The sequence below is a fragment of the Pseudomonas sp. NPDC089918 genome (genome assembly GCF_050280605.1).
GTDB lineage: Bacteria > Pseudomonadota > Gammaproteobacteria > Pseudomonadales > Pseudomonadaceae > Aquipseudomonas.
In genome coordinates this window covers 102,148-115,369 of record NZ_JBNNVP010000011.1, presented here as the reverse complement: position 1 = coordinate 115,369, position 13,222 = coordinate 102,148, and the positions used below count along the sequence as shown (strand labels likewise).

Genomic DNA, 13,222 nt, shown 5'->3' with positions numbered 1-13,222 from the left:
TCCCAAAGGTGGTTGACAACTTGTGACCAAATTGTAATATCGTCACAAAACGACCCTTTCGCAGGTATCGCATGCACCCTCCTCCTCGTTTCGCCGTCTTACTGTGTTTGGGTATGGTTGCAGGTTGCGCAGTGGGCCCCGACTACTCAGAACCCAGTGTGGAATTGCCCGAGCATTTCTCGGCGCAAACGTCCAAGGCACGACAAATGGGCGCCGCAAATGCCGATCTCGCCGCTTGGTGGAACGCATTTAATGACCCGATACTCAATCAGCTGATAAATCGAGCACTTGAACAGAACCTCGATTTAGCCCAGGCAAGCGCAAGGATCGAGCAGGCTCGCGCCGGTTTGGGCGCAGCTAACGCAGCTCTCCTGCCGTCGGCTACCGTCAACGGTCAAGCGGCCCGAGCCCGTCAGTCATTGGAGACTCCGTTGGGTCAAGTGCTGAATTCAGCCCCTTCCTACAATCGCTACGGCAGTGCCTATGAGGCGAATTTGAATGCCGGTTGGGAGCTGGATGTGTTTGGCGGGCTGCGCCGAGGTAAAGAAGCCGCCTTCGCCGATTATCAGGCCTCACAAGCCGGGGCGATTGCCACACGCCTGGCAGTGGTCGCGCAGACAGCCGATCTTTACATTAGCCTCCGTGGCCTTCAAGCACGCCTGGAAATAGCCCGCCAGCAAGTAGACACACGACAACAACTGCTCACCACCATCGAACATCTCTACGCAAAAGGCCTGGCGGCTGAACTGCAGTTGAACCAGACCCAAGGCGCGCTGAATCAAGCGCAGGCCACCGTTCCGGTACTGCAAGCAGGCATTGACGCGGCAATGAATGCGCTGGATGTCATGTTGGGCAAGGCGCCCGGCACTTATAGTGCGCAGTTGACTAAGCCGGCGCCCATCCCTGATGTGCCAGGCCTCTCGGACATGGGGGCTCCGGCCGACCTGCTGCGTCGGCGTCCAGACTTGATCGTCGCTGAGCGCCGACTTGCGGCATCCAACGCACGCATCGGCGAAGCCATGTCCGAGTACTACCCCAAACTGTCTGTGGGGGCGCTGCTCGGCAGTGCTACCTCGGTATCCAGCACAAACCTGTTCAGCAACGGCGCCAGTCAGGCTTCGGCGGCACTGGGATTACGTTGGAGGCTGTTCGATTTTGGCCGCATCAACGCTCAAATTGATTTGGCGAAAGGCCAGGAAGCCGAAGCCTTAGCCGCTTACCGCCAGTCCGTTCTGCGGGCCTGCGAAGATGTGGAAAGCGCTTTTTCAGCGCTGATCAACCGCGAGCAACAATCGACACAACTCGCCCAGGGTGAGTCGGCGTATGCGAAAGCCCGAGCGACGTCGTTTGTCGCCTATGAAAAAGGCGTGGTCAGCCTGATCGAAGTACTGGATGCCGATGAACACCTTTTAGCGGCATCTGATGGCAGAGCTCAGGCACAAACTGAATCGGCTCGCGCTGCAGTGGCCACGTTCAAAGCATTGGGCGGCGGTTGGCAGCGGGACGACTCAGATGCTCGCGTTATCTCAAAAAGAGCGGGAACTCGAATGTTTTTTCCTGATCCAGGGATATCGAAAGAACTCCAATAGAATACGGACCGAAAAGCCCCTGATTCGAAAGACTCAGGGGCTTTTTTGTGCTCGCCATAAAGTCAAAAGATCGCAGCCTGCGGCAGCTCCTACGGAGATTCGTGTGCGACGCGATTCCCCGTAGGAGCTGCCGCAGGCTGCGATCTTTTGATCTACCTGCCTTTTTACGGGGTACCGCCGTCAAACATGCTCACTGCTTTTCGCATGCACCGCCCGCGGCTCGGCATGCCCATGCTCTGCCTCCACCACCGGAATCTCGTTCCCGTCGCAGTCACGCAGCTTACCTTCACTGAAGTAATCCCCTTCCCGCAATGCCGCCAGATCCTGATAACGCAAGACTCGCTCGGTACCGGCCGCAAACACCGATTGTTGATCCGAGTTGCCGGCAGTGAGGTGGTTGAAGGCCAGGTTCAGCACGATGGCCATGATTGCCGAGGAGCTGATGCCCGAGTGGAAGATCGTCGCGAACCAGTTGGGGAAGTGGTCGTAGAAATTCGGTGCAGCGATGGGGATCATGCCGAAACCGATGGAGGTGGCGACGATGATCAGGTTGACGTTGTTGCGGTAGTCGACCTTGGACAGTGTCCGAATGCCGCTGGCCGCCACAGTGCCGAACAGCACGATGCCGGCGCCGCCGAGTACGGAGGTTGGCACGGCAGCGATGACCCGGCCCATGAAGGGCAGCAAACCGAGCACTACCAGGAACACGCCGCCGGTGGCCACCACGAAACGGCTCTTGATTCCGGTGACCGCCACCAGCCCGACGTTCTGGGCGAAAGCACTCTGGGTGAAGGAGCCGAAGATCGGCGCGATCATGCTCGACAGCATGTCGGCGCGCAGGCCGTTGCCCAGGCGTTTGGAGTCGACTTTGGTGTCGATGATTTCACCGACGGCCAGAATGTCGGCGGAGGTTTCCACCAGGGTCACCATGATCACGATGCACATCGACAGAATCGCGGCGAAGTGGAAGGTCGGCATGCCGAAATGGAACGGTGCCGGGAAGCCGAACATCGGGCCTTGGGTGACGGACGAGAAATCCGCCATGCCGAGGAACACGGCGATGACGGTGCCAATGACCATTGCCAAGAGGATCGACAAACGGGAGATGCTCGCACTGCCGATCTTGCTCAGTAGCAGTACCAGCACCAGCGTCACCGCCGCCAGGCCGATGTTTGCCATGCTGCCGAAGTCCGGGGCATGGCTGTTGCCGCCCATGGCCCAGCGCGCGGCCACCGGCATCAGCGTCAGGCCGATAGTGGTGATCACAATGCCGGTTACCAACGGCGGAAAGAATTTGGTGATTCGCGAGAACACTGGCGTGATCAGCAAGCCGATCAACGACGCGGCAATCACCGCCCCGAGAATCGACTGAAAGCCACCCTCTCCACCGCTGCTGACAATCGCCACCATGGTCGCAACGCCGGAGAACGACACGCCCTGCACCAGCGGCAACTGACAACCGAAAAACGGTAAACCCAGGGTCTGCAGCAACGTCGCCAGCCCCCCTGCAAACAATGAAGCAGCAATCAACAAACCGATGTCCGCCGGCGAGAGCCCGGCCGCTTGGCCGATGATCAAGGGCACCGCGACGATACCACCATACATGGTCAGAACGTGTTGCAGGCCGTAAGCCATATTCGCGCCGATCCCGAGATTCTCATCCTCGGGCCGTTGTTGTGAAACATGGGGCGTTTTCATGGTTGGGGGGTTCCCTGGTTTTTGTTGTGCGCACACTGTATTCAATAGTCAGGACAAATGTCTATAGAGTTGTATACAACTAACCAGTCAGATTACGGACAGATGTTCACACTGCCCTTTAGCCGTAGAGCCCCCCGGCCTAAAAAACTCTTGAAATACATCCTTCCTCCCCTTTCCCTCCCCACCGCTAATCTTTTGCTTTCCAAGCGACCGCCGGCACGGCCGCCCCTCGCTTATACATATAAAGTATGCATAATTAAGTCATTCGAAATTCAGTACCACAAGGCAAAGAACGCGGCCAACAAACTGAAGCATCAAGGCGTCAGCCTCGCCGAGACAGAACCCGTGTTTTATGACGAACGAGCTCTGATGTTTCAGGACAACCACCATGATGAGCAGCGATGGATCATCATCGGGCTGGATGCCAAAGGTCGACTGCTGGTCGTTGCATACACCTACCGCGACCCGAATTTCGTGCGAATCATTTCCGCGCGCATCGCCACCAAAAACGAGCGTCGCCACTATATGGAGGCTTGACCGATGAAAGATGAATACGACTTCAGCAATGCCAAGCGTGGAGCGGTTGCCTCCAGCAAAGGCAAGACCCGAATCACCATCATGCTCGATGACGTCGTCATAGAGACCGCGCGCGCGCTGGCAGAAAGCGAGGGGTATGGCTATCAGACGGTGATCAACAACACCTTGCGCCAGGCATTGCTCAGCGATAAAGGCAAAGCGGCGAAGCCCGATCAGAACACTGCCGGTGCAAATGTCGGACATTTGAAAAAAGGCATCACCGCTTCCGAGCTGAAAAGCCTGGAGAAAAAATTGTCAGAAGCCCTTAGCGAAATCCATCACGTGATGGAGCTTGAAGTTCGTTCCTAGGCCAAAACCAACACACCCACGCCTGGATCGATCAAAAGAAGAAGGAGCGAATTGATCAAATCCGCCCCTTTACGGGGTGCTCAGTTTTCCTGCGATACAGGCTCAATCAACCGCTCAAGCATCCGCTTCAACACTTCCTGCGCCGGCACTCGAATCCCGAATTCGCTTTCCAGTAACCCGATCAACTCATCCACATCCGCCACCTGCCGCCGTTCGCTCTCGCTGCCCATGCGGTGAATGGCAAAGCTGCCGTTATTCAATGTGCGTCGCCATCCCTCCCCCGTCCGCGCCACCATCAGTTGCTTCACGAAGGATGATTCTGGATGAGTCGAGACGTACCAGTTGCCGAGGGTGTAGTCGATGTCTTCCTGACGTTGCAGGTCGAAGATGTACATCGCCCGCCATTCACCACCGACGTTGGCGCGCAGGGTGTAGCCGTCGGCATGCGGTTCGATGCGATAGGGTTCGTGGGGAGTGAGCTGTTCGGCCTCGGTGTCGAGCATCAACGGGGCGGTGGGCACCATGCCGCCAAAGCCGACGTCAGTGATGTAGCGTACACCGCCGAGGGTTACCAGGCTCAAGCGGTGAGTGCGTGCGGTCCATCCGCCTTCCGGCTGGTTCATGACCACGCGGCCGGTGATGCCGCGCGCCTCGAAACCCAGCGTCTGAAGCAAGGCCAGGAACAGGTTGTTGAGTTCGTAGCAGTAGCCACCACGACCGTCGTGCAGGACTTTCTGCTCGATGGACGGCAGATCGATAAGCACCGGCTCGCCCATTAAAGTGGTGAGGTTTTCAAACGGGAAGGCACCGGTGTGGCGCAGTTGCAGTTGGCGCAGGGTTTCCAGGGTTGGCGCCGGGGGCGCATCGAAGCCCAGGCGTTGCAGGTACAGCGCAAGATTCGTCAGTCGTGTCTCGCTCATCGCTCAATCCTTTATGCAGGGGTCCGCGGATCGCTCCACCGATGGGCGCCATGTATAAGGGATAACACGGTCGGACTGACAATTGATTTAGCCAATCGCCGCACGTGCCAGACCTATCGCCGCTTGCGCGAACCCACTCGAATCCATGTCGGTGCATGATCGCTGGCATGAGGTTCGTTGCGAACCCAGGCATCGACGCCCGCCTCCTGCAGGTAAGGACTCAGTGCCGGGTTGAGCAGCAGATGATCGATGCGCAACCCCGAGTTCTTCTGCCAGTGCTGCCGGAAATAATCCCAGAAGGTGTAGATCCGCTCCTCTGGATACAGATGACGCAGGGAATCGGTCCAACCCTGATCCAGCAACCGCTGATAACACACGCGACTCTCGGGTTGCAGCAGCGCATCTTTGAGCCAGGAGCGCGGGTTGTAGATGTCCAGATCGGTGGGCACCACGTTGTAATCACCGGCCAGCACCACAGGATGGTCGCTGCTCTGCAACTCCTTGGCGTGCGAGATCAGCCGCTCGAACCACGCCAGCTTGTAATCGAACTTCGGCCCCGGCTGCGGGTTGCCGTTGGGCAGGTACAGACATCCCACCAGAACCCCATGCACGGCGGCTTCCACGTAGCGGCTATGGGTATCGCTGTCATCACCTGGCAAACCGCGCCGGCTCTCCAACGGCTGCGCATCGCGCGCCAGAATCGCCACCCCGTTCCACGACACCTGGCCGTGCCAGACGGCGCCATACCCGGCTGCCTCCAGCTCCGCGACGGGGAATGCGCCGTCGACCGATTTGAGTTCCTGCAAGCAGGCGATGTCTGGCTGTTCTCGCGCAAGCCAGGCCAGCAGATTCGGCAAGCGGGCGCGCATGCCGTTGACGTTGAAGGTGGCGATTTTCAGGTTCTTCATGATCCGACGCTCGCAACGGATGGGGCGGTATCCAGTTGTGACCGGGATGCGCCACGGCAGTTGCCGCGGCGAACGAAACAGGCGACTAAAGGCGCGAGACTTACAGCGGGTGATCTTCCCATGATGCCTTGAGCAACGGCAGCAGTGCATATCTGTCCACCGGCCGACTGAGGTAGAACCCCTGCACTTCATGGCACTGGTCCGAAATCAGAAAGTCCAGTTGCTCCAGCGTCTCGACACCTTCGGCAGTCACGGTCAGGCCCATGGCCTTGCCCAGGTTGATGATCGCCTGCACCACGGCGCGATCATTGCTGCCGTTGCTCATGGACGCGATGAAGCGCTTGTCGATCTTGATCCCGTCAAACGGATACGTGCGCAAGTAACCCAGCGAAGAATAACCGGTGCCGAAATCGTCCATGTTCAGCCGTACGCCCAACTCCTTGAGCGCATTCATGGTCGCCAGAGCGCCGTCGACATCAATGAGCATCACATTTTCCGTGATCTCCAGTTCCAGTCGACTGGCGGGCAATCGGCTCTGGATCAACGCCTCCCGGACGTCCTCGATCACATCGCTACGGGCAAATTGCACCGGCGACAGGTTGACCGAGACCATCATCGCACCAGGCCAGGTCAAGGCCGTCTCGCACGCCTCGCGCAACACCCAGCGCCCTAATGGCACGATCAGATCGGTCTGCTCGGCCAATGGAATAAACGCGTCGGGGTTCAACAAGCCTTGCACCGGATGCTGCCAGCGCAACAACGCTTCGACCGAGACGATCTGCTTGCCATCGACGTGATAACGCGGCTGGTAATGCATCACGAATTCGTTGTTCTTGATCGCCTGACGCAGGTCGCTTTCCAGTTGCCGGCGGTGCTGGATCTGATCGTTCATGTGCGGCGCAAAGTAGCACCAGGTCTTCTTGCCATTGGATTTGGCCTGATACAACGCGATATCGGCACAGCGAATCAGCTCTTCCGGAAGATGCCCCTGGCGCCGACTCAGGGCGATACCGATGCTCGCACCGATGTGCAGCGTGTGGTGATCGTAATGAATCGGTTGATGCAGGCTGTCGAGCAAGCGCTCGCAAAAGCGGTCGATTTCCGCGTGGCTGTCCATGCCGTGGAGCACCAGCACGAACTCGTCGCCCCCCAATCGCGCAACCAGATCGATATCCCGCGTGCATTCGCGCAAACGGATCGCCACTTCCAGCAATACCGCATCGCCCGCCGGGTGGCCGAGGGAATCGTTGATCGGCTTGAAGTTATCCAGGTCGATCATCAACAACGTCAACGCCGTCGATTGCTCTTTCAGGGCCAGCGCATCTTCGAGGTAGCGCGCCAGTTTGTTGCGGTTCGGCAAGCCCGTCAGTGCGTCGTGCATCGATAGATGCTGGATCTGCGCATGGGCGGCGACTTCATCAGTGATGTCGCTGGCCGTCCCGCGAAAACCCAATAGCGCGCCCTTGCGCTGGATCGGTCGCGCCGACACCCGGCAGACCCGTTGTTGCGCCGATTGATCACGGTAGGAACAGCGCAAGTGGCTGACGGCTTGTTCTTCATCAAGTTTGTTCAGCCACAGCGACAAGGGCGTGGTTTCGCAATTGAGCAGTTGCCCGATGTTCTGCCCCAGCCATTGCTGATCCGAGAACCCGGTGACGGTGCTGAAGCGCCCCGACAGATAAGTGATGCAATGCTGGTCGTCGGTTTCCCAGATCCAGTCGGACGCGGCTTCGGCCACCGCACGAAAGCGTTCTTCACTGGCCTCAAGCGCCTGATTCGACAAATCGAGGCTGGTGTAACTCGCATCCACATGCCCCGACGTGCGCAGGACATAACGAAAGAAGTAAGCCGTCAATAACGCCAGAATCAACAGCGCCCCGCCCAGTGGCGGCAGCAACGACCAAAGCAATTGGTGACCCGGCTGCTCAAGCCGGGAGACCAGGCTGTAACCGGTGCCGGTCAGAGCGACGGCTGGTTGACCGGGAACAATGACGTCGTCGGCCGTCAGGCTCAAGTCATGCAAACCGTAATCGGCGCTCAAGGTAGCGAGCTTTTCAGGGTTCAACTGGTCGACGTATATAAGCACTGAGGTGCTCTTGGGATCGACCGCAGGGCGTTCGTCATTGGGCACGATCGCGGCCGCCGTCAACAGCGCCGGTTTGCCTTCGAACAAGGTGTACCGGCTGACGGGCTCGATGAGGCTTTCCTGACTTTGAACCTCGTCTACAAGCGTCGCCATCGAGGTCGACAGATAGGCTGTCGCCTGATCCTGAACCAGCAGCCCGCGCACCGTGGCGTATTTGGTTCGCTGACCACCGATTACGAAAACCGCGTCGTAGTGATCGATGGTAAACAGAGTTTTACCCACGTTCTGATCGACGTAGGCCCACTGCACATCGACCTCGCCGTTCAGGTGATCGTAGGCGGTCGTCCAGTTGGCGTAGCTGGCGATGTAGTTTTTCGAGGCGGTGATGCGGTTCTCAAGTGCGCGTTGCGTGTAGAACGTGGTTTTGCTCAGATCCTGAGCATCGAGCCGTCCGGCAATACTGAACAAGGCGATCAGTGCAATCAGCACCCCAACCACAAACAGCAGGCCGATGACGAACATCAGGTTACGGGTAATCGGTGTATGACGCGCAGGTGCAGCGGTGGTAACGGCAGTCAAATCCATGCACTTGTTCCTGTCAATCGATCGCCTTATCGGGTGAGGCCGGCGGGGTCTGGTCTGTCGTCATGGCAGCCAGGCTCTCCACTGACCATAGCAGCCCTGCCCGGTCACCGCCCCTGAATAACGCAAGTCAGCGGTACGGGGTCTGCCGGTGGTGGCACCGGTGGCGCTGGCGGCGGGACGGGCAGTTCGACGCATAAAAGCAATCCATGACGACCAATGCGAAACCTGTAGGAGCGGGCTTGCTCGCGAAGGCGGTGTGTCAGGCGACATCAATGTTGACTGTGCCGCCGACTTCGCGAGCAAGTCGGATCGCCGCACCGCCGCTCCCACATGGATTGCACTTAACTGACTAGCATTAGCGGTCCGAGCGCATCAGTGCCTCGACGCCCCCTTCCATCGACAACACCGCCGAACGATTTCGCCCCGAATGCTTGGCCTGGTACAGCGCCGCATCCGCGCGCTTGATCAACATCTCGGCGCTGTCGTGCCCTGTCGGCACAAACGAATAACAGCCAAGGCTGACCGTGACGTAGCCCGTGGGTGAGCCGCTGTGGATGATGTTCTTGTCCATGACGCTGCGACGGATCTGCTCGGCGATCGTCAGCGCACCATGGATGTCGGTGTCCGGCAGCAACACTGCAAACTCTTCGCCGCCGTAGCGCACCGCCAGATCGGCGTTGCGGTGACAGCAACTCTTCAGTGCCCGCGCCACTTCGGCCAGGCAATGGTCCCCCGCCACATGACCGTAGGTGTCGTTATAGCGTTTGAAGTAATCGATATCGAGCATGATCAGGCTCAGCGGGCTCGACCGCCGGGCACCGCGCCCGAACTCGATCTCCAGCGCCCGCTCGAACAATCGACGGTTGGCCAACCCGGTCAGGCTGTCGTGGGTGGCGATCAATTCCAGGGTTTTCTGCGCCTCGCGCAAATCCGCCTCGATGCGCTCGCCCGCGCGCACCTGATGAATGAACACCCAACCGAACAACCCCACGCCAAGGACGACCAGAGCGACGATCACACTGGATTGAATCGCCGTGTCATACCAGTCCTTGAGGATCGCGTCTTTGGAAGATGCCGCCGCGACCACCACCGGATAGGTATCGAGTTGTCGGTAGCCATACAACCGAACGATGCCATCCACCACCGAGTCGATCATGGCGTTGCCGGATGTCGCGCTGGGCAGAAGTTTTTGAAAAATCTCCCCCTGAGCCAATGACGTGCCGATCTGCGAATCCACAAACGGCCGTCGCGCCAGCAGTGTTCCATCGGTCAACGCCAAAAACATCGCGCCGTTGTTATCGAGGCTGAAGCTTTTGAAGAACTGGTCGAAGTACGACATCTTGATCCCGGCCAGCAACACCCCCTGGAAATTGCCGTCCTGGTCGTTTATCCGTCTGGACACCGGAATGATCCATTCGCCACTCTCCCGACTGCGAATCGCCGGGCCGATGTGTGCCAGGGACGATATGTTCTGCTGGTGAAACCTGTAGTATTCGCGGTCCGCCACACCTGGGCCGCGGGACAGGTTTTCGAACGACGTCACGACCCGTTGCCCCTGCTTGTCGAACAGAAATATCCCGTGCAACTGATGCAGCGCCTGCACCCGCCGGGCGAAGGTTTTCTGCAAGCGTGGCGTCTGGACAGCGTCGAAACCTTCAGCCTGAATCCAGTCCACCAGACTGGTCAGCACCAGATCGGCTTTCATGAACGTGTCTTCGGCCTGTTGCGCCATGGCCCGCGTCAGGTTCGACGAAGACACCTCGGCCAACGCCAGATCGTGACGGCGCGACTGCTCCAGTTGCAGATAAAGCAGCCCACAAAGACAAAGGCACACCGCCGCAATAAACAGCACCGCGGCTTTGAGCAGGGGCAACCGCCTCAAGGCACCATCGGGCGCGTGGTGCGGATCGGGAATGGGGATAGGCAAAAGCGAGTCCTGAAAGGGTAAGGCATGGGCGAAGGCCCAAAACCCTTATTTTTTGTGAGCTTAGTCTACGGGGTTGTGCGGGGTAAATGCGCCAGATCTACAGAGATCGACTTCCCGACGAGTGAAATACGAGCCGAGGGGTAATCAGCGCCTTCACCCGCGACAGCTTTAGTTAAGCAATTAGCCGCGACGCACTTTTTTGTAGCAGCCTCGCAAGCTCGGCAGCTGCTACAGGATCGCATTACCGTTTGACTGACTGGCATTTATCCCTAAGGACCGCGGGTGTTTCAATCGCATGACGCAAGGCAAAACCGCATGACCTTGAAGGAGCTACGATTAACTGACATCACGACAGGAAATCGAAATGAGTAAAGCAGACGAGCTCGCCGAGAAGCTGAAACAATCCCGGCAAACCAGTGCCGACGCGACCATCGCCGATCAGGCCATCGACAGCTGGCCCGCCCAGGTCTATGAGCTGTATCACCAGATTGAAGCCTGGCTGCAGCCACTGATCGAAGTGGGCCTGAAGCTGCGACGCAACTCCACGCACGTGTTCGAGAGTGCCCCGGACGGTGCGACCTACGACTACGCCATCGACCAACTGCTGATCGACGGTAACCACCACAGCATCACCTTCGACCCTGTCGCCCGCTTCACCACCGACGGTGCCGGGCGAGTCGAAATCCACTCGACAGACAAGGAACTCGCCCTGTTGCGAACCGTGGATGAACACGGCAAGACGCATTGGTGGCTTCAGGCGATCGAACAGTCCGGACAACAACCGGATGCGATCGCACTGACGGAACACAACCTGCTTCTGGCGGTGCAAGAAGGGCTGGGGCTTTAAAGCTCGTTCTGCCCCACCGCCATCGAGGGAGGCGCCGCTCGCCTCCCGTCCAGCGTTGGCCGTTCCGAAGGCAGATTCAGCGCCCGCAACACCGGGTTATCGTACCCATACACATCGGGTTTGAACGTCACTCGCCCATCAAGACTCAGGTCCACCGTCCAGTAGGCCAACAGCACCGGCACTTTCACGGGGAGCCTGATGTTCTCTGTCTTGCCGTTGGCTAACTGCTTTTGAATCCCTTCGCTGCCCCAGCGAACCGGGTCGTTGAACAACAGCTCCACCAATTGCAGCGGGTTTTCCACCCGAATACAGCCAGAACTGGTCGCGCGATTGGATTGCGCAAACAACTCGCGATGCGGGGTGTCGTGCAGGTAAATCGCATAGTCATTGGGAAAGCGAATGACCACCTGCCCCAGCGAGTTATCCGACCCTGCATCCTGACGCAGCGTTAGGCCGCGCGGGTTGTCCCAATCGACGGTCGACGGGTCGAGCACGTTGCCTTCTCGATCGATCACGCGGATCCGGTTTGCATCAAGATAACCGGGATTGTTGCGAATCTTCGGCAGCATGTCCTTGACCAGTATGGTCGGCGGCACGGTCCAGGTCGGGTTGAACGTGATGTAAGTGATCTCGGATTGAAAAATCGGTGTGCTGCGATACGGTTTACCGACCTGCACCCGGGAGCGCCATATCAGCTTGCCATCGCGATAGAACGAAACCTTGTACCCGGCGATGTCGACGATGACAAAAGTACCCTGCAGTTTGTACAGCAGCCACCGCGCCCGCTCCATGTTCACGCGGACCTGATCGATTCGCGCCTCGACCGGCACGTTCAGCGCCGCGAGTGTCGCCGGCCCCGCCACACCATCCGCCCCGAGGTATTGCTCGGCCTGATACTTCTTCACCGCCGCCATGACGGTGTCGTCGTAGTCGGAGCGCGCGTTCATTTTCGCGGTTAGATAACCACCTGCCACCAAACGGGCGCGCAATTGCGCAACCGAGGCGTCGTCCATGCCGGGCCTGAGGGTCTGCCCTCCCGGGACCTTTGGCCAGCCGCCACTGTCGCGAACCCTGCGCAATTGCGCCAGGCCCTGTCGCAACGTGCCATAAATCGCTTCTTGTGGCGGCGCCTGGGCGAACGCGCGCGCGACGTCATGGCTGTCGAGGGCGGCGAAGAAAAGGTTGACGTCCTCCCGAGGGTCGATGCCGACCGGGTCGAAATTCCAATGGATGTCCAGCCGCGAAGGGTCGACCTTGCCGCGCCGCAACTGCAGCAGCGCCGTGATAAACGTCTGGGTCGCCGAGATATCAAAAGCCGCCCGTTGCCCGGGGGTTGGCGCTGTTTTCTGCATCGAGTTTCTGGCCGTGACCAGTTCGGCAATTCGAAAATCCTCGGGGTCCAGGCCATCGACCCCGGTGTCGCTCAGGCTTTTCAATAACTGGACGACATCTTCATCGTCCGTCCAGGCGGCGCGATAGCCACGATGGCTATAAAAGTCCATCACCGCTCGATTGACGTCGACCCGTTGATGGCCCGGTGACGTGAGCAACGGGGGAAACGCCGAACTCAATGGCGCCAGCGCCGCCTGAATCGCCTGGGCGACATAATCCCCAGGCGCGGCATCCGCGACGACGCTAACGGGAGATGGCGGCTCAATCGGCGAAGTTTCCGCAATTGCCATGCCGCTTATCAGAAAGCCCATAAAAAATATGCGGCTTATGACGAATAACCTTGTTAACTGCCCCATGGATAATCCTTAATCTCCCGTTTTCAACC

General features: G+C 58.8%; 11 protein-coding genes. 4 read left to right on the top strand and 7 right to left on the bottom strand.

Going from position 1 to position 13,222, the window contains the following annotated elements; translation table 11 throughout:
- The first annotated feature begins 71 nt into the window (after positions 1–71).
- Positions 72–1,589, top strand: a complete 1,518-nt coding sequence (locus ACQKPC_RS10800) for an efflux transporter outer membrane subunit (RefSeq protein WP_427624529.1) — start codon at positions 72–74, stop codon at positions 1,587–1,589.
- A 180-nt stretch (positions 1,590–1,769) separates the two neighbouring features.
- Here the strand turns inward: ACQKPC_RS10800 and ACQKPC_RS10795 are convergent, their stop codons facing one another.
- Positions 1,770–3,287 carry a nucleobase:cation symporter-2 family protein gene (locus tag ACQKPC_RS10795; protein WP_427624528.1) on the bottom strand — a complete coding sequence of 506 codons (1,518 nt, stop codon included), beginning with the start codon at positions 3,285–3,287 and terminating at the stop codon, positions 1,770–1,772.
- Positions 3,288–3,542: 255 nt separating this feature from the next.
- Between ACQKPC_RS10795 and ACQKPC_RS10790 the strand changes: the two genes are divergently transcribed.
- On the top strand, positions 3,543–3,824 hold the full coding sequence (locus tag ACQKPC_RS10790; protein ID WP_427624556.1) for a BrnT family toxin: 282 nt from the start codon (positions 3,543–3,545) through the stop codon (positions 3,822–3,824).
- Between the two features lie 3 nt (positions 3,825–3,827).
- Positions 3,828–4,172 carry a BrnA antitoxin family protein gene (locus tag ACQKPC_RS10785; protein ID WP_427624527.1) on the top strand — a complete coding sequence of 115 codons (345 nt, stop codon included), beginning with the start codon at positions 3,828–3,830 and terminating at the stop codon, positions 4,170–4,172.
- Positions 4,173–4,252: 80 nt separating this feature from the next.
- Here ACQKPC_RS10785 and ACQKPC_RS10780 read toward each other — a convergent pair whose 3' ends face one another.
- From ACQKPC_RS10780 to ACQKPC_RS10760, 5 genes are all read right to left on the bottom strand, one after another.
- Entirely contained in the window at positions 4,253–5,092 is an 840-nt protein-coding gene (locus ACQKPC_RS10780; RefSeq protein WP_427624526.1) for an arylamine N-acetyltransferase family protein, read from the bottom strand.
- A gap of 113 nt (positions 5,093–5,205) precedes the next feature.
- On the bottom strand, positions 5,206–6,000 hold the full coding sequence (gene xth / locus ACQKPC_RS10775; RefSeq protein WP_427624525.1) for an exodeoxyribonuclease III: 795 nt from the start codon (positions 5,998–6,000) through the stop codon (positions 5,206–5,208).
- A gap of 100 nt (positions 6,001–6,100) precedes the next feature.
- Positions 6,101–8,671 (bottom strand): bifunctional diguanylate cyclase/phosphodiesterase, encoded by a 2,571-nt coding sequence (locus tag ACQKPC_RS10770; RefSeq protein WP_427624523.1) that lies wholly within the window; start codon positions 8,669–8,671, stop codon positions 6,101–6,103.
- Between the two features lie 60 nt (positions 8,672–8,731).
- Entirely contained in the window at positions 8,732–8,866 is a 135-nt protein-coding gene (locus ACQKPC_RS10765) for a hypothetical protein (protein ID WP_427624522.1), read from the bottom strand.
- Positions 8,867–9,026: 160 nt separating this feature from the next.
- Positions 9,027–10,598 (bottom strand): sensor domain-containing diguanylate cyclase, encoded by a 1,572-nt coding sequence (locus ACQKPC_RS10760; RefSeq protein WP_427624521.1) that lies wholly within the window; start codon positions 10,596–10,598, stop codon positions 9,027–9,029.
- 364 nt (positions 10,599–10,962) lie between these two features.
- Between ACQKPC_RS10760 and ACQKPC_RS10755 the strand changes: the two genes are divergently transcribed.
- On the top strand, positions 10,963–11,445 hold the full coding sequence (locus ACQKPC_RS10755) for a hypothetical protein (protein WP_427624520.1): 483 nt from the start codon (positions 10,963–10,965) through the stop codon (positions 11,443–11,445).
- Here ACQKPC_RS10755 and ACQKPC_RS10750 read toward each other — a convergent pair.
- Positions 11,442–13,193 (bottom strand): L,D-transpeptidase family protein, encoded by a 1,752-nt coding sequence (locus ACQKPC_RS10750; protein WP_427624518.1) that lies wholly within the window; start codon positions 13,191–13,193, stop codon positions 11,442–11,444. The genes ACQKPC_RS10755 and ACQKPC_RS10750 overlap by 4 nt on opposite strands.
- Positions 13,194–13,222: the final 29 nt, after the last annotated feature.

Excerpts from the sequence above, each read along its gene's own strand:
- ACQKPC_RS10800 (WP_427624529.1), top strand. The coding sequence starts at position 72 with ATGCACCCTCCTCCTCGTTTCGCCGTCTTACTGTGTTTGGGTATGGTT.
- ACQKPC_RS10795 (WP_427624528.1), bottom strand. The coding sequence starts at position 3,287 with ATGAAAACGCCCCATGTTTCACAACAACGGCCCGAGGATGAGAATCTC.
- ACQKPC_RS10785 (WP_427624527.1), top strand. The coding sequence starts at position 3,828 with ATGAAAGATGAATACGACTTCAGCAATGCCAAGCGTGGAGCGGTTGCC.
- ACQKPC_RS10780 (WP_427624526.1), bottom strand. The coding sequence starts at position 5,092 with ATGAGCGAGACACGACTGACGAATCTTGCGCTGTACCTGCAACGCCTG.
- xth (WP_427624525.1), bottom strand. The coding sequence starts at position 6,000 with ATGAAGAACCTGAAAATCGCCACCTTCAACGTCAACGGCATGCGCGCC.
- ACQKPC_RS10770 (WP_427624523.1), bottom strand. The coding sequence starts at position 8,671 with ATGGATTTGACTGCCGTTACCACCGCTGCACCTGCGCGTCATACACCG.
- ACQKPC_RS10765 (WP_427624522.1), bottom strand. The coding sequence starts at position 8,866 with ATGCGTCGAACTGCCCGTCCCGCCGCCAGCGCCACCGGTGCCACCACC.
- ACQKPC_RS10755 (WP_427624520.1), top strand. The coding sequence starts at position 10,963 with ATGAGTAAAGCAGACGAGCTCGCCGAGAAGCTGAAACAATCCCGGCAA.
- ACQKPC_RS10750 (WP_427624518.1), bottom strand. The coding sequence starts at position 13,193 with ATGGGGCAGTTAACAAGGTTATTCGTCATAAGCCGCATATTTTTTATG.